This window comes from Sorangium sp. So ce117, assembly GCF_051524395.1.
Lineage (GTDB): Bacteria > Myxococcota_A > Polyangia > Polyangiales > Polyangiaceae > Sorangium > Sorangium cellulosum_B.
Genome location: NZ_CP150309.1, coordinates 7,161,151 through 7,182,640, shown reverse-complemented (window position 1 = coordinate 7,182,640; position 21,490 = coordinate 7,161,151). Strand labels below are relative to the sequence as shown.

Annotated in this window: 14 protein-coding genes; 11 read left to right on the top strand and 3 right to left on the bottom strand. The window is 69.2% G+C overall.

The window, feature by feature from the left end:
• Window positions 1-100: 100 nt before the first annotated feature.
• Complete coding sequence (locus WMF46_RS26860) at window positions 101-616, bottom strand: Hcp family type VI secretion system effector (protein WP_437541433.1); 516 nt, start codon at window positions 614-616, stop codon at window positions 101-103.
• A 507-nt stretch (window positions 617-1,123) separates the two neighbouring features.
• Here WMF46_RS26860 and WMF46_RS26855 point away from each other — a divergent pair.
• A complete protein-coding gene (locus WMF46_RS26855; protein WP_437541431.1) occupies window positions 1,124-2,041 on the top strand; it encodes a hypothetical protein in 918 nt (305 codons plus the stop codon).
• A 244-nt stretch (window positions 2,042-2,285) separates the two neighbouring features.
• On the opposite strand, the gene WMF46_RS26850 is transcribed toward WMF46_RS26855, so the two are convergent.
• A complete protein-coding gene (locus tag WMF46_RS26850) occupies window positions 2,286-2,978 on the bottom strand; it encodes a hypothetical protein (RefSeq protein ID WP_437979811.1) in 693 nt (230 codons plus the stop codon).
• A gap of 90 nt (window positions 2,979-3,068) precedes the next feature.
• Complete coding sequence (locus tag WMF46_RS26845) at window positions 3,069-4,361, bottom strand: type VI secretion system-associated FHA domain protein (protein ID WP_437979810.1); 1,293 nt, start codon at window positions 4,359-4,361, stop codon at window positions 3,069-3,071.
• A gap of 201 nt (window positions 4,362-4,562) precedes the next feature.
• Here WMF46_RS26845 and WMF46_RS26840 point away from each other — a divergent pair, with 201 nt between their 5' ends.
• The 10 genes from WMF46_RS26840 to tssC all read left to right on the top strand — a co-directional run bounded on the left by WMF46_RS26840 (window position 4,563) and on the right by tssC (window position 21,378).
• Window positions 4,563-6,440, top strand: coding sequence for a transglycosylase SLT domain-containing protein (locus tag WMF46_RS26840; protein WP_437979809.1), 1,878 nt, complete (start codon window positions 4,563-4,565; stop codon window positions 6,438-6,440).
• Window positions 6,441-6,476: 36 nt separating this feature from the next.
• Window positions 6,477-9,176 carry a type VI secretion system ATPase TssH gene (gene tssH / locus WMF46_RS26835; protein WP_437979808.1) on the top strand — a complete coding sequence of 900 codons (2,700 nt, stop codon included), beginning with the start codon at window positions 6,477-6,479 and terminating at the stop codon, window positions 9,174-9,176.
• 93 nt (window positions 9,177-9,269) lie between these two features.
• Window positions 9,270-10,061 carry a type VI secretion system lipoprotein TssJ gene (tssJ, locus tag WMF46_RS26830; RefSeq protein WP_437979807.1) on the top strand — a complete coding sequence of 264 codons (792 nt, stop codon included), beginning with the start codon at window positions 9,270-9,272 and terminating at the stop codon, window positions 10,059-10,061.
• A gap of 181 nt (window positions 10,062-10,242) precedes the next feature.
• Window positions 10,243-11,604 carry a type VI secretion system baseplate subunit TssK gene (tssK, locus tag WMF46_RS26825; RefSeq protein WP_437979806.1) on the top strand — a complete coding sequence of 454 codons (1,362 nt, stop codon included), beginning with the start codon at window positions 10,243-10,245 and terminating at the stop codon, window positions 11,602-11,604.
• Between the two features lie 34 nt (window positions 11,605-11,638).
• Window positions 11,639-12,316, top strand: a complete 678-nt coding sequence (locus tag WMF46_RS26820; RefSeq protein ID WP_437979805.1) for a DotU family type IV/VI secretion system protein — start codon at window positions 11,639-11,641, stop codon at window positions 12,314-12,316.
• A 41-nt stretch (window positions 12,317-12,357) separates the two neighbouring features.
• Window positions 12,358-16,074: a type VI secretion system membrane subunit TssM gene (tssM, locus tag WMF46_RS26815; protein ID WP_437979804.1), complete on the top strand. Its 3,717-nt coding sequence runs from the start codon at window positions 12,358-12,360 to the stop codon at window positions 16,072-16,074.
• 342 nt (window positions 16,075-16,416) lie between these two features.
• Window positions 16,417-17,391 (top strand): type VI secretion system-associated protein TagF, encoded by a 975-nt coding sequence (gene tagF / locus WMF46_RS26810; RefSeq protein WP_437902400.1) that lies wholly within the window; start codon window positions 16,417-16,419, stop codon window positions 17,389-17,391.
• 164 nt (window positions 17,392-17,555) lie between these two features.
• Window positions 17,556-19,235, top strand: coding sequence for a type VI secretion system protein TssA (gene tssA, locus WMF46_RS26805; protein ID WP_437979803.1), 1,680 nt, complete (start codon window positions 17,556-17,558; stop codon window positions 19,233-19,235).
• Between the two features lie 163 nt (window positions 19,236-19,398).
• Entirely contained in the window at window positions 19,399-19,890 is a 492-nt protein-coding gene (gene tssB / locus WMF46_RS26800) for a type VI secretion system contractile sheath small subunit (RefSeq protein ID WP_012237614.1), read from the top strand.
• A gap of 3 nt (window positions 19,891-19,893) precedes the next feature.
• On the top strand, window positions 19,894-21,378 hold the full coding sequence (gene tssC, locus WMF46_RS26795; protein ID WP_437541406.1) for a type VI secretion system contractile sheath large subunit: 1,485 nt from the start codon (window positions 19,894-19,896) through the stop codon (window positions 21,376-21,378).
• Window positions 21,379-21,490: the final 112 nt, after the last annotated feature.

Here is a 21,490-nt window from a genome sequence, read left to right as displayed (position 1 = left end):
CCTGATTTTGAGGAACCCCCTGATGCCCCAACGTCAGGACGACAAACGCAACCGGGCGACCCGAAGGTCGCCCGTGCGACGAGACGTCAGCAGCTAGGCGTCAGTTGCCCTGCGGCGTCTCCCAGTCGTCGTCCGCCTGACGCGCGCCGTCGCCGTCATCGAACGACCACTCGATCTTCTGGTAGGTGAAGGAGACCCGCTCGTACTCCGGCCGATCCTTGGCGCCGTCCCCACCGCGCGTGTTGTCCATGTGGAAGTCGATGCTCGCGACCGTCGCGTTCGTGAGCTTGACCGTGTAGTGGTTCTGCTCCTTGCCGACGTTCTTCGATGCCGCGGTGCCCGGCGTGTAGAACTTCAGGGTCCACTCCGAGATGCTCTCGTTGTTGACCAGGGCGTTGTAGAGAAGGGGGGTCGACTTATCGAGCTCCTTCGTGATCACGAAGGGCTTGTGCTGGCGCTTCCCGCTGGGCAGCCCGGTCGCCGGGTCACGCGGGCTCACGACCTGATGCTGCACCGCGATGACAGCGATCGACTTCTCGCGACCCTTCTGGGTGACCGAGCCATCGATCGGGCCCTGGGTAACGCCCTTCAAAACGAGGTGAGCTTGCAACGCCATGATCAAATGCCTCTTCCTTCAAGAACTCGCCGCCTGGGCTCAGTCTACGCCCCATTGCGCGCTGGCAGACGGTGCGCTCCGTCGGGACTAGGAGTTCAGAGACGCAGAGATAAGACTCTTATCGTATCTCTACCCCTGTCTCTCTCAGGGAGTCCAGAAGGTAACTCCCTCTTTGGGAGCGTCAAGACTTTTGTGTCCGGGAGCAGCGCGGGTTTCTTGGCATTCGGTTCGCTTTGGGTTCGCGTTTGGTTCCTGAGCGCGCGCAATATTCCGTCACGGAGCCATCGCTTCGATAAGAGGACGCGGGCGTGTCCATCGCGTTGCGGGCGTGTGGGGAACGTGACGACGCGCAGGGCCACGGCGTGATGCTGGCATGCGCGCGACCGCCGACACGGAGAACGAGGCGAGCTGGCCGGCCACGGCCGTTGGCCGGCCAGCCCCGTTGGCCGGCCAGGGCGTTAGGTCGCGAACTCGCCTTGGCGACGCCTTGCATGATACGAAGAGCGCGTGAGCATCGTTCGCTTCGGCTCCGTCGTCGGCCTGGGGCTCGCCGCCGCCCTCGCGGGCTGCGGATCGTACCCAGAGCAGCCACACGGCGAGCTCCAGACACGCAAGCAGAATCCGATCCCGGTGTGCACGACCCAGCTGCCGCCTGCGAAGCGCGGGGCGGGCGGCAAGGCGGCCGTCCGCACCCTCGACCCAGACCAGTGGCTGAGCGTCGTCATTCCCGGCTACAGCGAGGAACGAGGGATCGGGCCGACCGACGTCGACTGTACCGGCCAGTACGTGTTCGCCAACGAGACCCTGCGCGGCGGCATCTCTAAGTCCGGCTGGCCCCGCAAGATCGACCCCGACGAGGTCGAGATCCGCTCCGGGCCGGAGGGGCTTCGCGCCGTGTGGGTGCGCGTCCTCAAGTTCGAGAACGGCGACGAGGGCGGCCTCGTCGCGCTCGTGCGAGCGGCCGGCGATCGCGCCGACGTCTACGGGGTCGGCAGCTTCCGCGCGCCCGCGAAGGGGACCAAGCTGTCCCCGGTGCGCCTCGGCAACGACAACCTCGTCGTGGCCGAGACGAAGGACTGCCCTGATCCCGACGACTGCCGACAACGAGCGCACTTCTACCTTGCGCGAAGGGGACGGTTGATCGAGGCGGCGTCCGTCGACCTGGAGCGGACGGCGGTGGTGCCCTCCGTCACCGAGCGCGGGCTCTACGCCCGCTACGTGCTGCGCACCGACGTCTCCTACAAACCGAACGGCATTCAGCTGCTCGAGCAGGTGCGGGTGAAGATCGTGAAGCACGACGACGGTAACCGCGACAGCGACCGCGAGCTCCGCCGCGTCGAGTTCCAGCGATTCCTCCGGGTGGAGCGGGATACGCTCTTCTCGTCGAACGATCCGCTCTGGGAGCGCGTCGTCGGACAGGACTAGAACACCAGCCGAGGCCAGGGGGTAGGGGAGCGCGGGGGGCGGGCGGGGGCCGCCGCACCCGCAGGAAGAGCGCCTCGCCCGCGCATGGCGCGCGGACGAGGCGCGCGTGATCTGCTCGAACCTCGGCCCACCCCCCGCGCTGCCCCCACGACCCCTGGCCGCTCCAGCGAGCGGAGGGAGGCTCGCCAGCGAAGGAAGGGAGGCTTGCTGGCGAGGGGAGGAGGGAGGCCTGCCGGAGAGGCGGCTACCAGCAGAACAGCGCGTTGCCGTAGCCGCAGTTCGGGCGCTGGAGCATCGCGTAGGCGGTGCCAACGGCGAGGCCGCTCAGGAAGCCGGTGACGCCGCCGATCGCGATCTGACCGGCGTGCTCGTGCGGCCGCGTGTCGCCGGGGGCGACGCCGCGGGCGATGGTGGTGACGACCGAGGCGGTGAGGGGGAAGGCCACATTGCCGATGAAGGCGCCGGCGTTGAAGCGGCCAGACGAGTAGCGGAACGTATCGACCACGAAGATGCCCGTGCCCGCGCCCGTCGCGCCCCAGGAGGCGAACGCGTGCGTCGACGGGCCGCCGAACGACTCGCAGCCCGAGTCGGACACCGCCGCCTTCGTCTCGTCGATCGAGCAGCCACGGCGCGTCGACTCGAGCGCGTTCTTGATCGGCAGGTCCACGAGCAGCGTCAGCGCGGTCATCGTCATGGCGGGCGCCATGACCGAGAAATGCCAGCGCCCCTTCCAGCCGACCGTGGCCTCGGGATCGCTGTAATAGACACGCGGCATCAGGAAAACGACGGAGCTTCCCAGCACGAGGCTCACGTCCGAGACCGTGGCCCAGTTCTTATCGCGTTGGACCGTCGTCTGCGCGGCCGCCTCGCGCGGGGCGAGGAGGCACGCGGCGACGGCCAGACAACCTGCTGCTACGACTTTCTCCCTGATTCGCATGAACGGCGCCTCGCGTTCGGCCGCGCCTCCGGCGAAGAGCGGCGAGCCCAAGGCGCGGCTCGCCGCGCGAAACCCCGCCGTTTTGGGGCGCTAGCGTTTGTTCGGATTCCCAGAGCCGGGGAAGCGGACGATGCTCCGGCCTCCCGACTCGCCGGACGACCCATAGTCCTCTGCGGCGGTCGCAGCGTACGCCCGAGAGAACTGCTCGCCAAATATTTCCCGAAAAGTCTCCTTGTCCTCCCCCGAATAGTCGCCGTGGCGGCGCTCGTAGAGCTTCCAGAGCTCCTCGTACTTGTTCGAGAACAGCCCGCCTTTCTTGCCCGCGCGCTCGAGCTTCTCCTCGAGCGTCTTCGGGGAGAGCTTGACGAGCAGCGATCTCACGCCCCCCATCACGCCGTTGAGGAGCGCGAGCTGGTGGCTCATGACATCCACGAAGATCTCGTGGAGGTGCCGCGCGGCGTCCTGGCCCCCGACCGGCGTGAGCAGGACCGTGCCGAGCTCCTTCGCGTCCTGCGCGTTCGCGACCTTGTCCGTCTCGGCGGAGCGATCGCGCGCCAGCACCTCGGCCTCGAACTCCTGGTAGCCGTCGCGCAAGCTCACGAAGCACTTCAGGAAGACCTCCATCGTGTCGCGGAGCCGCCGCGCGAAGTTGACGATGCCAGCGACGTCGTCCGGGGGCTTCGCGCCGGGCGCGAGGGCGCCCGCCAGCTCGGAGAGCGCTGCGAACGCCGCGTTCGCGGGGGCCAGCTCGCCGAGCGTGCGGTAGTCCACGCCGTAGTACTGAGAGATCTTCTGAAAATCCCGCTCCGCGAGCACGCTCGGGTGCTCCTCGCCAAGCCGGCGCAAGTAGCTCTGGCGCGCGTCGGGCGGGAGGCGCGCGAGATGATCCCAGATCATCCGGTAGACCGCGGCCCACGCGGTCCGGTACGCCTCCAGGTACGGGACCACCTGACGCAGGTAGGGGTCTTCGCCGCCGGGAGCAGCGCGCTTCTGCGGGCTGATCAGCGCGGAGAGGTTGTCTCCGCCGGTGCCGAGCAGCGTGCCGTCGTTCGGGCTCTCGGACTTCAGCGGCGCCTCGATGATCGCGAGCCGGATCTGGATCGGGCCGATCGTGATCTCCGGCTGGCCGGTCACGTCCACCGAGGTGTCGCGCGCCAGCCGGTGCCCCGCGAACATCGTCCCGTTGGTGGAGCCGAGGTCGCGCACGAAGATCCGGCGATCGCGGACGTCCACCGCCGCATGGAACTGGGAGATGTAGGGCCGGTCGATGTGAAGGTCGTTCAGCTGATTCCTGCCGATCCGGACAGGGAAGCGCTCGAACGAAACGTCGAAGCTTTGGTTGGCCTGGGTGTCGGACACGCGGGCCGAGAGCGCCGCCGGCATGGGTGCAGACTAGCAGACCCGCTTCGCCGGACGGGAGTGCCTGACGTCCATCGGCACCATGCGGCCCGCCAGTCTGCGTGCAGCCCACCCAGAGGCCACGCCGAGGCCGGCCCACCCAGCGGCGCGCCGAGCCCGGCTCGCCGGGGCCGGTCGGTTTGTTGACCTGTTTGCCTACATGGTGCGACGTTGAACCACGCACCAATGAGCCTCGTCCACAAGATCCCTCCCCTGGTCTCGGCCCTGGCGTTTGGCTACGGGGTCGGGATGGCGGCGCCCCAGTCGGCGATCACGTCGGTCCAGTCGGCGGTATCGACCTACCAGCTGGGGGCAGCGCGGGCCACGGTGCCGGTCGGGGCGCTCGCCGCGGCGCCGCCGCCGAACGCGGCGCCGGCGCGAGGGGCCGACGGTCCGGCAGCGCCGCCGGGGGGCGAGTCGCGGGAGCTGTGGCGGCTGCGCGAGGCGGCGGGGCGCGACGCGCGGGAGGGCGCCGCGTGCGAGCTCGATCGGCCGAGCTTCTCGCGGCCGCCGCGCGCGTTCTCGGCCGAAGGCAGCTACGCCGACGACGTGGACGACCTCGACTCGGCCGGCGCCGAGGCGCTCTCGAAGCTGCAGCTGCCCGACCTCCGGCTCGCCGTGTCGCGCCGCACCCTGAAATACGTCCGCTTCTTCACGCGCACCGACCGCGGGCGGCAGATGTTCGAGACGTGGCTGAAGCGGAGCGGGCGCTACCAGGAGATGATCCAGGCCGAGCTCAGGGAACGACGGCTTCCGGAGGATCTCATCTGGGTGTCCATGATCGAGAGCGGCTTCGACCCGCGGGCGAAATCGCCGGTCGGCGCCGTGGGGCTCTGGCAGTTCATGCCCGCCACAGGCGCGGTCTACGGGCTCCAGCAGACGCGGCACCTCGACCAGCGGAAGAACCCGCGCCTCGCCACGCAGGCGGCGGCGCACCACCTGCGCGATCTCTACCTGCGCTTCGGCAGCTGGGACCTCGCGCTCGCGGCCTACAACATGGGCTACGAGCAGCTGCTCGACCGCATCGATCGCTACGGGACGTCCGACTTCAACGAGCTGGCGCGCCAGGAGGCGATCCCCTCGGAGACGGCCGCGTACGTGCCGAAGATCGGGGCGGCGGCGATCGTGGCGAACAACCTGGAGCGGTTCGGGTTCGATGAGGTCGCGGTGAGCCGGCCGATCGACGCCGCCGAGATCGCGGTGTCCCCGGGGACGCCGCTCAAGACGCTGGCGAAGGCCGCCGGCATCGGGACCTCGACGCTGCGGAAGCTGAACCCCGACATCCTGGGGGACCGCGTGCCGCCCGGACGGGGAGACTACCTCGTGATGCTCCCGCCGGACACGCTCGCTCGAGCGCAGGCCGCCCTGCCCGCGATGCTCTCCACGGAGCTGCTCTCCACGGACGACGCGTCGATCCTCGATCCGGTCGATCTGCTCGGCGGACGCGACTTCGCGCCGCGGAGGGGGGGCCGGGACGACGAGAGCCTGCTCTCGCTCCTCCCGAAGCCCGCGCGGAAGCGGGCGGCCGAGACGGCGGACGCGGACGACGACGACCGGCCTGCGCTCGGCAAGCGACGCTCGATGCGCGATCCCGTGGCCACGTCCTCGCTCGACGACGGCGCGGAGGGCTCGTCCGACGACGACGCTGTCGACGTCTCGCGCGCCCCGCTGCGGACGCGCGCCGCGCGCGGGCAGTCGCGGTCCGCGCGCGAGGTGATGCTCTACCGCGTCGCGCCCGGCGATACGCTGATCGGCGTGGCGCGGCAGTTCGTCATAGACGTCGAGGACGTCGCGCGCGATAACCGTATTGAGCCGGACCAAAAGCTCCGCGTTGGCGCCCTGCTCAAGCTGCGGATACGGCCTGACATGGTGGACCGCGTCGCGGCAGGCGAGCCGCTCGCCGCGCAGGAAAAGGACGACAGCGCCCACGACGCCGCGCCGGCGCCGCGAGGCGACGCGACCCGCGGGGGGGCCAAGCCGGCCGCGCGGGAGCGCGGAGAGGCGGGCGGGGCCGAGGGCCGCGCCCCGGAGGCCGCGGAGAAGAAGCGCAAGGGGCGAGGCTGACGAGGCGCTTTCGGACGAGGGCGCGCCTCGGCTAGCATGCCGCGCATGCAGCTCGTCGACACCAAAGCCATCGTCAAGCGACTCACCAAGAACTGCACCTCTGCCCTCGAGGCGGCGATTGGCCAGTGTGTCAACGCGCGCCACTACGAGGTAACGCTCGAGCACCTGCTCCTCGCGCTGCTCGACGACGCGAACTCCGACATCGCGTTTCTCGTATCCCACTATGATCTCGACCCGTCGCACCTCCGCGCCGCGCTCCAGCGCAGCCTGGAAGAGCTGAGGAAGGGCAACGCCGGGAGGCCCGTGCTCTCGCCGACGATGCTCGAGTGGATGCAGGACGCCTATCTCGTCGGATCCATGGAGTACGGCTACCAGCGGGTCCGGAGCGGCGTGCTCTTCCAGCGCCTCGTCCAGCAGCCGACCCGGTACTCGGTGAGCAGCATCGGCGCGTATCTCGAGGGCATCTCGAAAGACGATCTCAAGAACAACCTCCCCAAGATCGTCTCCGGCTCCAAGGAGGAGGCGGAGGCCGCGGCGGCGGCGGCGGGCGCAGGCGCGCCCGGGAAGCTGCCGGCCGGGATGGCGAGCGCCGGGCCCGACTCGGCGCTGGCGAAGTTCTGCGTGGACTACACGGGGAAGGCGCGCGCGGGGCAGATCGATCCGATCTTCGGCCGCGAGCGGGAGATCCGGCAGGTCATCGATATCCTCGCGCGGCGGCGCAAGAACAACCCGATCATCGTCGGCGACGCGGGCGTCGGGAAGACGGCGCTCGTCGAGGGGCTCGCGCTGCTCATCGTCGAGAGCACGCCGGAGAACCCGAAGGTGCCGCCGCTCCTGCAGGGCGTCGACATCCTCGGGCTCGACATGGGGCTGCTCCAGGCAGGGGCCGGCGTGAAGGGCGAGTTCGAGAACCGGATGAAGCAGGTGATCGCCGAGGTGAAGGGGTCGTCGAAGCCGATCATCCTCTTCATCGACGAGGCGCACACGCTCATCGGCGCGGGCGGCCAGCAAGGCGGCGGCGACGCGGCCAACCTGCTCAAGCCGGCGCTCGCCCGCGGCGAGCTCCGGACGATCGCGGCCACGACGTGGAGCGAGTACAAGAAATACTTCGAGAAGGACGCGGCGCTGGAGCGGCGCTTCCAGCCGGTGAAGGTCGACGAGCCGAGCGAGCCGGCGGCCGTCGTCATGCTCCGGGGGCTCCGGCCGAAGTTCGAGGCGGCCCACAACGTCATCATCCAGGATGAGGCGGTGACCGCGGCCGTGCGGCTGTCGGCGCGCTACCTGACCGGCAGGCAGCTTCCGGACAAGGCGGTCGACCTGCTCGACACCTGCGCGGCCCGCGTGAAGGTCGCGCTGCAGCAGCGCCCCGCCGCTGTCGAGGACGCCGAGATCCTCATCGTGAACACCGAGACCGAGCTCAAGGCGCTCGAGCGGGATCGCGACAAGGGCGTCCAGATCGATCAAGAGCGGGTCGCGGAGCTCAAGGACAAGCTCGCCAAGGCGAAGGCCGAGCTCGAGTCGGTGCGCGCCGACTACGCGAAGGAGACGGCGGGCACGCAGCGGGTCATCGACGCCCGCAAGAAGATGGACGAGGCCAAGACGAACGAGGAGCGGGACGCCGCGCGCCGCGACGTGGTGAAGGCCCTCGACGAGCTCAAGCAGAGCCAGGGCGAGGTGCCGCTGATCCGGCCGGACGTCGACGAGGCCATGGTCGCGAGCGTGGTCGCGGCGTGGACGGGCATCCCCGTCGGCAAGATGGTCCAGGACGACGTGAAGGCGCTCCTCGAGATGGAGGACCGGCTGACCCGGCGGATCAAGGGGCAGACGCACGGCATCGTGAGCATCTCGAAGGAGCTCCGGAGCGCGCGCGCGGGCCTGAAGCCGCTGAGCACGCCGCAGGGCGTGTTCCTGCTCGTGGGGCCCAGCGGCGTCGGCAAGACGGAGACCGCGCTCGGGATCGCCGACCTCATGTTCGGCGGAGAGCGGATGATGACGGTCATCAACATGTCCGAGTTCCAGGAGAAGCACACCGTCTCCCGGCTCATCGGCTCGCCCCCCGGCTACGTCGGCTACGGCGAGGGCGGCATGCTCACCGAGGCCGTGCGCCAGCGGCCCTACACGGTGGTGCTCCTCGACGAGGTCGAGAAGGCCGACCCCGACGTGTTGAACCTGTTCTACCAGGTGTTCGACAAGGGCATGCTGAGCGACGGCGAGGGGCGGCTCGTCGACTTCAAGAACACGGTCATCATCCTGACGAGCAACCTCGCGACCGACAAGATCACGAACATGACGGTCGCGGCGCGGGAAGAAGACCCGTCGCGGCGCCTCGACGCGGACGGCGAGTTCATCAAGGAGATCGTCGATTCGATCAAGCCGACGCTCTCCGCGCACTTCAAGCCGGCGCTGCTCGCGCGCATGACGACGGTGCCGTACCTGCCTATCTCGCCCGACGCGCTCGGCGAGATCACCCGGCTCAAGCTCGACGCGCTCGTCGACCGCCTGCGCAAGAGCCAGCGGATCGAGGCGTCGTACTCGGACACGCTCGTCGAGACGATCGCGGCGCGCTGCACCGAGGTCGACACGGGGGCGCGCAACATCGACCATATCCTCCGGGCGTCGCTCCTGCCGCTGCTCTCGGTCGCCGTCCTCGAGAAGATGGCGGAGGGGCCGCTCCCCAAGCGGCTCCAGATCGGGGTCGACGCCGAGAAGAACTTCACGATCTCGTTCTCGGACTGAAACGGACTGAATCAGACCGAATCAGACCGATCGACGCCGCTCGCACACCGAAAGTTGTACCGGCCACGAGACTCCGCATAAATTGGGCGGAGCATGGTCCCGTTCGCCAAGCTCCTACAGCGTTCGATGTGGATCGGGGAGCCCCGTTCGCCCTCCCCCGCAGGGGAGGGCTCGGCGCGCCAGCCGGGGCCTCGACGTCGGCCGGCGTCGCTCCTCCGCGGGGCGGCCCCGGCGAAGGTCGCGGCGGCCATCGCCGCGGCGACCTTCGCCGCCTTCCTCGGCGCCGCGCTGCCCGCCGCGCTCTCGGGCTGCACGTCCGCCGCGCCGCCGCCCGCGGCCCCCGAGCCGTGCGACGTCCAGATCGTGACGCTCTCAATCTACGCGTCCGACAACATCAACCCCAACGAGAACGGGAACCCGCGGCCCGTGGTCGTGCGGCTCTACCAGCTGAAGAGCAGCGCGCGCATGGAGAACGCGACATACGACCAGATCCTCCTCAAGGACAAGGAGACGCTCGAGGACGACCTCGCCAAGGTCGACGAGGTCGAGGTCTTCCCGAACGACCTCGTCGAGGTGAAGTTCGAGCGCCTGCCCGACGCGAGCCACCTCGTCGGCGCCGCCCTGTTCCACAGCCCGAAGGGCAACAGCTGGAAGACCTTCTACGAGTTCCCGCTCCCGCCCGGAGAGGCGCAGTGCGGCGGCCGCGAGCCCGACGCAGGTCCGCCCGTGGCCGATCCGCGGGTCGCGTTCTTCATCGACTCGACAAAGATCGACAACGGGGTCGAGTTCGACGAGTCGATGTTCCCCAACGCGAGCGCCGTTCGCCGGCTCAGCCTGCCGAAGAAGGTGGCAGCGCCAGAGGCGCCCGCTCGCCCGGGGAAGTGATCGCCGTGGCGCGCGCAGGTCGTCCTCCCAGCGGCAGTCCACGCGGCGTGCGCGACGTGACCGCGCGGCGCTCGGCGACGACGAGCGGCCCGATGCGCGCAGCGCAGCGTCGGCGCTCCCTGCGCCTGACCCGCTTTCGCGACGCCGCGAACGGCACATCTGATAAGACTGGACGGGCGACATGATTCACCCGCGCAAGCCGGTCTGGACCGAGGGGCTCTTCATGACCCCTCAGCACCTGCAGCAAACGGACGCCTACCACGAGACGCTGCTCCATGCGCGCCTCCATGCCGTCGTGGGCTACGACTGGGGCATCACGTCCGCCCAGTTCGATGAGCGCGCGCTCTCCGCCGGGCAGTTCAAGGTCGTCAAATGCCACGGCGTCTTCCCCGACGGCACGCCGTTCTTCATCGGCGATCGCGGCGAAGACCAGGTCGAGGCGCGGCCGCTCGAGGGCGCCTTCCCGGCCGCGTTGAAGACGCTCGACGTCTTCCTCGGCATCCCGAACCTGCGCGAGACCGCCGCGAACATCAGCCTGGACCCGGCGAAGGCGGGCCCCGCGCAGCGGTTCGTGGCCGCCCAGACGACGGTCCCGGACGTGAACTCCGGTCGCAACGAGCAGTCGGTCACCTGGGCCCGCACCAACCTGCGGCTCCTCTTCGGCACCGAGCCGCGCGACGCGTACCAGACCGTGCGCATCGCGCAGCTCGTCCGCGACAGCTCCGGCGCGATCGCCCTGCGGAAGAGCTTCATCCCGTCGGTCCTTCGCATCAACACGTCGGACCACATCATGTCCGGCCTCCGCCGCGTGCTCTCGGCGCTCGTCGGCAAGCAGAAGTCGCTCGTCGAGGGGCGGCGCATGCGCAACGCGGCGTCGGTCGACTTCCAGGCCTCCGACCTCACCAAGTTCTGGCTGCTCCACACCCTGAACTCGTACATCCCGATCGTGTCGCACCTCGTCGACCACGGCGGCGCGCACCCGGAGCAGTGTTATGTCGTCCTCGGCTCGCTCATCGGAGAGCTCTGCACCTTTGCGGCCACCGACAGCGATCCGACGACGATCCCCAAGTTCAACTACCTCGAGCTCGATGGCGTCCTCGACCCGATGTTCGACCGGGCCTGGAAGCTCATCAACGAGGTTGTCACGGAGCAGTTCGTCATCGTGCCGCTCGAGAAGCGCGAGGACGGCATGTACCTCGGCAGGTTCGAGGACCCGAAGCTGCCCCGCAGCCACGAGATGTTCCTCGAGGCGAAGGGCACGGACGAGGGCACGCTGCGCGAGCGGCTCCCGCGCCTGCTCAAGATCGGCTCGTGGACGCAGATCGGCCACATCCTGCACTCCGCGACGCCCGGCGTGAACGTCGCCATCGAGTACCGGCCGCCGGGCGCCATCCCGGTCAAGCCGGGGCTCGTCTACCTCCGCGTCAACCAGACCGGCGATTACTGGAACGATATCCTCGGCTCTGGCACGATCGCTATCTACCAGCCGATCGAACCGCAAAAGGTCGATCTCCGGCTGATCGCCGTCCCGGCAGGAAAGTGAACGTGTCAGGCCGCCCCTTCCGGGTGAGGAGCCCATGAGCCTCTCGCAGACGATGTACTTTGTGTGCTCCGACGTGCTCTCGCTGATCCTGCAGCTCAGGAACTCGCGCGACCTCCCGGCGCCCGACATCCTCCAGCGGCGCGTCCTCGGCCTGTTCGACACGATGATGCAGAACGGGCGGGAGGCGCGCATCCCCGAGCAGGACATGATCGACGCGAAGTTCGCGCTCGCGGCCTTCGCCGACGAGGTGATCTTCAACTCGAACTGGCCGGGGAGGACGCAGTGGCTCCAGAACCCGCTGCAGTTCCAGTTCTTCCAGCTGAACACGGCCGGCGACGGGTTCTTCACGAACCTCGACAACCTGTACGGCCAGCGCGGCAGGAACCACGTCGCGCAAATCTACTTCCTCTGCTTGGCCCTCGGCTTCCAGGGGAAATATCGTCTGCGCCAGCAGGAGGGCCTCGGCGCCGTTATCGAGGGCGTGGGCAACCACGTCGCTGTCGCCGAGGGCGGCGGTGAGGCCCTCGCGCCGAACGCGGAGCGCAAGGACGGCGGGGCGAACGCGGTGCGCCGCGAGCTGCCCTTCCTGGCCATCGCGCTCGGGCTGCTCGTGCTGGCCGTCCTCGTGGTCATCGTGCTCCGGCTCGTCGTGACCTCGGACGCGGAGGGCGTGGCCGACCAGATCAAGAAGCTGATCAGCACGGGGACCTAGGCGACTCCGCCGTCCTCTGCTGTTCCCGAGGGAGACTTGCGATGTGGCTGTGGATCCTGAGCGCCCTGTTCCTCACCGCCGTGTGGGGAGTGTGGTTCATGCTGCGCACGGCGGCAGGGGAGGGGGCCGAGGCGTTCCCGATCGAGATCCCGCTCGTGGCGACGGCGGTCGTCCTCGCCCTGCTCGTCGGGCTGGCGGTCTATCGGCGCATCCGCGCGGCGCGCGCCGCGCGGGCGCTCGAGAAGGCGATCGCGCAGCAGGCGCAGGAGCAGGTGATCAACGCGAAGCCGGAGCGGCGCGCGGAGATCCAGGAGCTCAACCGGCAGATGCAGGAGGGCATCGCCGCGCTCAAGGCCTCGAAGCTCGGCGGGGGCAAGCGGGGCGCCGACGCGCTCTACGTCCTCCCCTGGTACGTGATGGTCGGCCCGCCCGGGGCAGGCAAGACCACCGCCCTCCGGCACTCCGGGCTCGTGTTCCCGTACATCGACCCCGAGCGCACCGGCGTGCGCGGCGTCGGCGGCACCAGGAACTGCGAGTGGTGGTTCACGAACGAGGCGATCCTCCTCGACACCGCCGGCCGGTACACGACCGAGAGCGACGACCACGACGAGTGGATGGCGTTCCTCGAGACCCTGCTGCAGCACCGCGAGCACAAGCCGCTGAACGGCGTCATCGTCGCGGTGAGCCTGAGCGAGCTGCTCGACGCGAGCGACGAGCAGATCGATCAGACCGGCAAGAAGATCCGCGCGCGCATCGACGAGATGCAGCAGACGCTGCACATGGTCCTGCCGGTCTACGTGCTCTTCACGAAGAGCGACCTGGTGGCGGGCTTCACCGAGTACTTCGGCGACCTGAAGAAGAGCGAGCGCGCCCAGGCGTGGGGCGCCACCGTGCGGCTCGACGAGAACAAGGACGAGCCCGGGAAGATCTTCGATCGCGAGTTCGACGTGCTCGTCGAGAAGCTCCACGCGCGCCTCACGAAGCGGCTCATCGGCGAGCGCAACCGCGAGGTGAAGGAGAAGAGCTACCAGTTCCCGCTCGAGTTCGCGGCGGTGAAGCGCAACCTGTCGGACTTCGTCGCGGCGGCGTTCGCGCCCAAGGCGGGCGCGGCGCCCACGCCGATCCTGCGCGGGTTCTACTTCACGAGCGGCGTCCAGGAGGGGCGGCCGCTCGACCGCGTGGTCGGGGCGATGGGGCGCGCGTTCGGGCTCCGCGCGGGGCTCGGCGAGGGCGAGGAGGACGCGGCGGCCCCGAAGGAGTCGAAGAGCTTCTTCCTGCACGACGTCTTCACCAACGTCGTCTTCCCGGATCAGGACCTCGCCGCGCGCTCCGAGGCGGAGCTCCGGCGGCGGCGGATGCAGCGGATCCTGGTGGCCGCGGCCGCGGCGCTCGTGGCGCTCCTGTTCCTCCTGCCGGCGGTGATCTCGTACTTCAACAACAAGGGGCTCGTCGCCGAGACCCGGCGCATCTCGGAGGAGATCGCGTTCGTGGACTGGTCGGGGCGGAGCGGCACGCCGCCGAACGTGCGCGCGAACATCGACAAGCTCGATCGGCTGCAGGAGCACGTGGGGCGGCTCGACGGTTACGTCGAGAACACGCCGATCGAGTACAGCTGGTTCATGTTCCAGGGGGACAAGCTGTTCCCGCCGACGATGGGCCAGTACATCACGAGCCTGAAGCAGGGCTTCGTCAGCCCTGCGAAGGCGCAGCTCGAGGCGAAGCTCGAGAGGGTGCGCGAGGGGGAGTTCCTGGACGGCTACAACGCCCTGCGGAGCTACCTCCTGCTCGGCAAGGAGTACCAGGGCCACATGGATGAGCAGGCGGCGCGGTGGCAGACCGGGCGGCTCGTCCAGGTCTGGGCCGACACCCTGAAGCCGTTCACCGACCTGCCCGAGAGCGAGCTCAAGGAGCGGCTCACGCCGCACGTCGCGTACTACATCGACCTCGTGCGGCGGAAGAAGCTCGAGGCCGAGGAGCTGAACGAGCCGCTCGTCGCCCGGGCGCGCGCCGACCTGCTGCGGGTCGACCCGACGAAGCGCTACTACGATCAGTTTGTAACGAGCCTGATCGATCAGAAGTACGACGAGTCGGGGCCGAACACGCCGGAGAACCTGAAGTACCCGCCGGTGTCGCTCAACGAGATGTTCGCGGATCGGCCCGAGGTGCTGACCGTCGTCCACAGCGCGCAGAAGAACCGGGCCGGGACGTGGCTCGAGGTGCAGGGGCCCTACACGGCCAAGGGGCACGCGCAGGTGCTCGAGTCGCTGAAGGAGGGGAGGAAGAAGCTCGAGCGCGAGCTCTGGGTGCTCCCCCTGTCGAGCGACGAGAAGCGGCAGGGCGACCAGATCCAGAAGGAGCTCGACCGCGTCCGGCAGGATTACGACAACGCGTACATCGCGCAGTGGGAGGCGTTCTTCCGCGACATCCAGGTCGACGTCCCGAAGACGAACCGGGACGCGATCCACGAGTTCAGGGTGCTCTCCACGCCCGACTGGCCCTACCGGCGGCTGCTCCAGCGGCTCTCGGACGAGACGCAGTTCGGGAAGGACGAGAAGCCGAGCCTGCTGACGGCGGACGGCGGCCTGCTCGACAGGGCCAAGGACATGATCGCGCAGAAGGTCGATCAGCGGACGGGCGTGCGGATCGACTCGATGCTCACGGGGAACCAGCGCGAGCACTACGATCCGGTGCCTGACAAGTTCGAGTCGATGGCCAGCTTCGGGGTGCCCCAGCCGCCGGCGGGCGAAGGGCAGCCTCCGCCGCCCCCGCCCAAGCTTGGCCAGTACGTGGGCCACCTCGAGCGGCTGGCAGGGGAGATGAGCGTCGTCGAGGACGGGCCGCCGGATGCGGACACCTCGAAGGCCACGGAGGCCTTCCAGGACGCGGTGAAGGAGACCCAGGGGCTGCTGCTCTCGATGGACCAGAACGGGCAGCGGCTGATGGAGCCGCTCCTCATGAACCCCCTCCGGCAGGCGTACAAGGCCGTCGTGCGGCGCGCAGGCGGCGCGGCGAGCGGGATCTGGGAGGTCGAGGTCTGGCCGCACTACCGCGACAAGATCAAGGACCGCTACCCGTTCAACCTCGCCGCCTCACGCGACGCGTCGCTCGAGGACGCGATGGCCTTCTTCAAGCCGAAGGACGGGGTGCTCTGGGGCTTCTACGAGACGTACCTCAAGGGCTTCCACTACCAGGTCGGGCACGAGTTCTTCCCGAAGGCGCACCTGTCGGGGCAGCCGCAGGCGGCGAAGCCGTTCACGCCGTTCAGCGCGAACCTGTACAACTGCCTGAGGCGCTCGAACGAGATCTCCGACGCGCTCTTCGGGAGCAGCGGCGGGGCGGATCCGAAGGTCGTCTTCCACATCAACATGAAGACGGTCAGCCCGATCGTGAGCGAGGTGGTCTTCGAGGTCGACGGCCAGAAGAGGCTCTATCGCAACGAGAAAGAGTTCTGGCACACCTTCAACTGGCCGGGCGAAGGCGCGAAGGGGGCGAGGATCCAGGTGCGCGGCGCGGGGGGGCTCGACGAGGAGCTTGTGCGCGAAGGGCCGTGGGGGATCTTCCGGCTCTTCGAGGCCGGGACGACCACCGCCCAGAAGGACAACGACGAGCTGTTCACGGTGACCTGGCAGATGACGGCGCCGCCGGTGACCGTGACCATGGAGATCAGGCCGACCCGGGGGAACCACCCGTTCCCGACGAGCTTCTTCCGGGCGACCAACTGCCCTGCAAGCATCGGCGATCGCTTCGGCAAAGGGTGAGGTAGGCAGCAGCAACGGAGCCAGCGGGGGAGGGGGCGTCGTGCGGGGGGCCGGCGGGGACCCCCTCCCGCGAACTCGCGCCTTTTGGGGGGCTGTTGCCGTGTGAACGGGGGGGCCGAGACCGTGCGCGACCGGCTCCGGGGCGGGCCGGCGCTCGGGTTCGCGGGGCCCTACCCCGCCGGCCCCCCGCACGACACCCCCTCCCCCGCTGGCTCTTTGTGAAACGGGGGGGCGAGGGGGCGTGGAACCTTTGACGTGGTTCGGGGGGCGCTCGCACGTTCCTGGCGCAACCGGGAAGGTGGTAGCGCTCGGTGAGCGGTTCGTGGTTCACTCCCAGCAGTCATGTTCTGGCGCCGCAAGAAGGGCCCTGCCGCTCCGCCGCAGATCGGCTGCTTCGGCAAGCTGCCCGCCACGGGCGATTTCATCCGGCTGAACGCAGGTGGAGAAGAGCTCGCGGCCTTCGATCGCTGGCTGGGCGCGTCCATCGATTTCGCCCGGCGCGCCATGGGCGCCCATTTCGATGCGCACTACCAGACGGCCCTGGGCCTCTTCGTCTTCCACGGCGAACCGAAAGGCGACGAGCCGCCCACCCGCGGGCTCGTGGGCGCCTGGGCCGCCAGCGGCGATAACGCCGGGCGGCTCTACCCGATGGTGGTGTTCGGGTCCTACGATTACGATCAACTCGTCTCCGCCGGGCCGTCGCTCCCCATCACCCTGTTCCCCCTCCTCGCCGCCGCCCACGACGCCGCGACAAACGGCAGGACCCTGCCCGTCGACGCCTTCCTCCACCGCGTCTCCCAGATCACGCCGCCGTCGCTCGACGACCCCGAATCGGCGCAGGCCGCCTACCGCGCATGGCTAAGGACCCACCCGATGAAGGCGCTCTGGGACGCCGGCTTCGGCACCGACGCGAGCCGCTTCTGGGTGCTGCAGAACATCCTCGACTCGGTGATCCCCTTCCGCGGTCAGGAGCTCCCGAGGACAGGGCTCGCCCTCCGGCTGCCGCTCGGCGCAGGAGACGCCTACGCCGCCGCCGTGTGGATGGACATGACCCGCCGCCTGTCGAAATGGGGACGCACGCTGATGAACGCGTTCTGGACACCCCAGCGCACCCTGCTCCTCCACCTCGGTACCCCCCACGTGGGCTCGTTCCGCGAGATGATCGCGCCCACCACCCAGGCCGAGCACATCGCCGACCTCTGCGGACCCCCACGCGTCGAGGAGCACGTTTCCCGACATGCGCTCGGGCCAGAGCTCGACGCGCTCGTCGCCCGGACCGACCTGTCGCTCGACAGCTTCCTGGAATCCCTCGGCTGAGCCGATGCCCGCGCCGAAGGCACCCGCTCCACCCGGCGCGCGGCCGCTCCGGTGCGCCGCCCAGCTCACCGCCGAAGTCGCCGTGCAGCCGTCGCGCGGTCGTCGTGCAGTCTTCGTCTGATTCGCCGTCCACACCCAGGACACCTTGATATCCTGCGCGCCCCATGGCCGCTGAAGACGCCATCCAACAATCCAAAGAGCGGATCGAGGCGCTGTACGCGCCCATCAACGGCGGCGTCGGCGCCGACGTCACCTACGACGAGGCGTTCGAGGGCCTCAAGAACGAGGTCGACAAACTGCAGTCGCTCGCGGGCGGCAAGGTCGACTGGGGGCGCATCGCGAGCGTCGCCGATGAGCTCCTGAGCGAGAAATCCAAGGACTTCCGCGTCGCGCTCTACTACGCGGCGGCGAAGTCGCAGATCGACAAGCTGCCCGGCCTGCTCGACGGGCTCGTGCTCGTGCAAGAGCTGAACAACGCGTTCTGGGACACCATGTATCCCGCGATCAAGCGGCCCAAGGCGCGCGGCAACCTGTGCTCCTGGTTCGGAGACATCGCGGCAGGGACGCTCACCGGCATCACCGTCTCCGCCGCGGACCGCGACGTGGTGAACGCGATCGACCAGATGAGCCGCGCCCTGGACGTCGACCTCGCCGACAAGCTCGGCGACGCGTACGGAGGGCTCAGCCCGCTCCGGAACGCGATGCGCAGCCTCGTCGCGAGCCTGCCCGCGGAGGCGCCGCCGCCGCCTCCTCCTCCTCCGCCGCCGCCTCCTCCTCCTCCGCGGGTCGAGCCGCCGAAGGCCGAGGCGCCGCCGGCGGCCACGGTTGCGGCCGCCGCGCCGCCGCCGCCGCCCGCGCCCGTGGCTGCCGCGGGTGATCCGGCGCTCAGCCTCGAGGCGATCGTCGACGAAGACTCCGCGCTCGCCGCCCTCGGCAAGTGCTCGCCCCTGATGGCGCGCGCGGGCGACGCGCTGCGGGCGGCGGATCCGAAGCGGGCGTCGGCGTACCGCATCCTCCGGGTGGGGCTCTGGGTCGACCTCCTCGACGATCCGGGCGCGTCGTCTCCGACGGGCAGCACGGCGATCCCGCCGCCGCCCGAGCACGTGCTGCAGACGCTCCCGGCGCTCACGACCCAGGGGGCGTTCGCCGATCTGCTGCAGGTCGCCGACGAGTACGCGCAGAGCTATCCCCTCTGGCTCGATCCGCACAGGTACGTCGCGAACGCGCTCGAGCAGCTCGGCGACGACTACGCCGACGCCAAGCGGGCGGTGCTCGTCGAGGTGGGCGCGCTGCTGCTCCGCGCGCCGCTCCTGCCGACGCTCAAGTTCAGCGACGGCACGCCGTTCGCCGACGGCGAGACGCAGGCGTGGCTCTCGTCCGAGGTCGCGGCCGCGCTCGGCGGCTCGGGTGCGAGCGGCGCCGCAGCCCCGGCCAGGCCCCGGAGCTACCTCGACAAGCCGCTCTCCGACGCCCGAGGGCTCGTCGCGAACCAGCAGCCCATCGACGCAATGGCGCTCCTCGAGAAGGCCGCCGCCGCGGCTCCGACGGCGCTGGACCGCTTCCGCGTGAGGCTCGCGATGGCCCAGATCAACATAGAGCTGTCCCAGTTCCTCGTGGCGCGGGCGCAGCTCGAGGCGCTGGAGCACCTCGTCGACCACCACCGACTCACCACCTGGCAGCCGGATCTCTGCGCGGAGCTCTACGCCGCGCTCCACACGTGCTACCGGGTCCTGAACCAGGGCTACGAGGCCACCCCCGAGGCCAAGGCGAAGGAGACGCTCTGCTTCGAGCGCGTCTGCCAGCTCGACGCGGCGCTCGCCTTGAAGATGTCGCTGGGGGAGTGAGCCGGATGCCGGGGGGCAGGGGGGCAGCGTGGCAGCGTGGCCGAGTGGCAAAGACGGGGATGCGCGTCGCGCCGAGAAGCTTGCCCGAGGGGCGGGGGTTTTGTTCTATGCTCGTTCGGCCTGCGGGCGCTCCGCCCGCTGCTGACGGGGAAAGGAGCCTGCGATGAAAGAGGGATCGGTCGCGCCGAAAGAGCGCGTGAACATCACGTACAAGCCGGCCACCGGGAACGCGAAGGAGGACGTCGAGCTGCCGCTGAAGCTCCTGATGCTCGGCGACTACACGCAGCGGCCGGATCCGCGGCCCCTCGAGGACCGCAAGCCCATCAACGTGGACAAGGACAACTTCCAGAAGGTCATGAGCGAGCAGAAGCTCGCGCTCACCTTCAACGTGAAGGACGTCCTGTCCGAGCAAGAGAACAGCGAGCTCACGGTCAACCTCAAGTTCCGCCGCCTGAGCGACATGGAGCCCGAGGCGATCGCGAACCAGGTGCCGGAGCTCAAGAAGCTGCTCGATCTGCGCGCCGCGCTGACGGCCCTCAAGGGCCCGCTCGGAAACGAGAAGGCGTTCCGCAACAAGATTCAGCAGATCCTGAGCGACCCGGCTCAGCGCAACAAGATCGTGAGCGAGCTCGGGCTCGACAAGGAAGGGGAGTAAGCGATGGCGACGGAGACACAGGCCGCGGGGAGCGCGGGCGTCCAGACCCTCGAGGGGGGGTCGCTGCTCGATGAGATCCTCGCCGAGACGAAGATGACGCCCGGCGACGAGGGGTACGAGATCGCCAAGCGGGGCGTGCAGGCCTTCATCTCGGAGCTCGTCGCCCCGCGGCGCGAGGGGGAGAAGGTCGACAAGGCCTTCGTCGACGCGCTGATCGCGGAGATCGACGTCAAGCTGTCGCGGCAGATCGACGAGATCCTCCACAACCCGAGCTTCCAGAAGCTCGAGTCCGCGTGGCGCGGCCTCAAGTTCGTCATCGACCGGTGTGACTTCCGCGAGAACGTCAAGGTCGAGATGCTCAACTGCTCCAAGGAGGACCTCCTCGCCGATTTCGAGGACGCCCCCGAGGTGCCGAAGAGCGGGCTCTACAAGATCGTCTACTCGGCCGAGTTCGGGCAGTTCGGCGGCAAGCCGGTCGGCGCGATCATCGCGAACTACGAGTTCGGCCCGGGCCCCCAGGACATCGCGCTCCTCCAGAAGTGCGCCGCGGTCGCGACGATGTCGCACGCGCCCTTCATCGCGGCGGCAGGGCCGCAGTTCTTCGGCCTGAAGGACTTCCAGGGGCTGCCCAACCTGAAGGACCTCAAGGCGCTCTTCGAGGGGCCGCAGTACACGAAGTGGAACGCGTTCCGCGAGACCGAGGACGCGCGCTACGTCGGGCTCGTGATGCCGCGCTTCCTGCTCCGCCTGCCCTTCGGCGCCAACACCGTCCCGGTGAAGGCGTTCAACTACGAGGAGGACGTGGTCGGCAAGCACGACGCGTACTGCTGGGGCAACGCGACGTACGCGTTCGCCACCCGCCTCGCCGACAGCTTCGCCAAGTACCGCTGGTGTCCGAACATCATCGGCCCCCAGGCGGGCGGCTCCGTGGAGAACCTGCCGCTCCACCAGTACGAGGCGATGGGCGAGATCCAGACGAAGGTGCCGACCGAGATCATGCTCACCGAGCGGCGCGAGTTCGAGCTCTCCGAGGAGGGCTTCATCGGGCTCACGTTCCGCAAGGACTCGGACAACGCCTGCTTCTTCTCGGCCAACTCCGCCCAGAAGGCGAAGTTCTTCGGGCAGAGCGACGAGGGCAGGGCGGCCGAGATGAACTACCGGCTCGGCACGCAGCTGCCGTACATGTTCATCATGTGCCGCATCGCGCACTACCTGAAGGTGCTGCAGCGCGAGCAGATCGGTACGTGGAAGGAGCGCGGCGATCTCGAGAAGGAGCTCAACGACTGGATCGGCCAGTACGTCGCCGATCAGGACGTCGTCTCCGCGGCGACCCGCGGGCGCAGGCCGCTCCGCAAGGCGCGCATCATCGTGACCGAGGTGCCGGGGAACGCCGGCTGGTACAAGGTCGACATGCAGGTGCGCCCGCACTTCAAGTACATGGGCGCCTTCTTCACGCTGAGCCTCGTCGGCAAGCTCGACAAGGAGTGATCCGCCGGCCACGGCACCACCGCCACACGGGGGTGCCAGGCCGCGGCGCGGGGGTGCCAGGGCGCGCCGCCGGGGAGAAAGCTACCCTCCACGGCGCGCCGGACCACCGCTC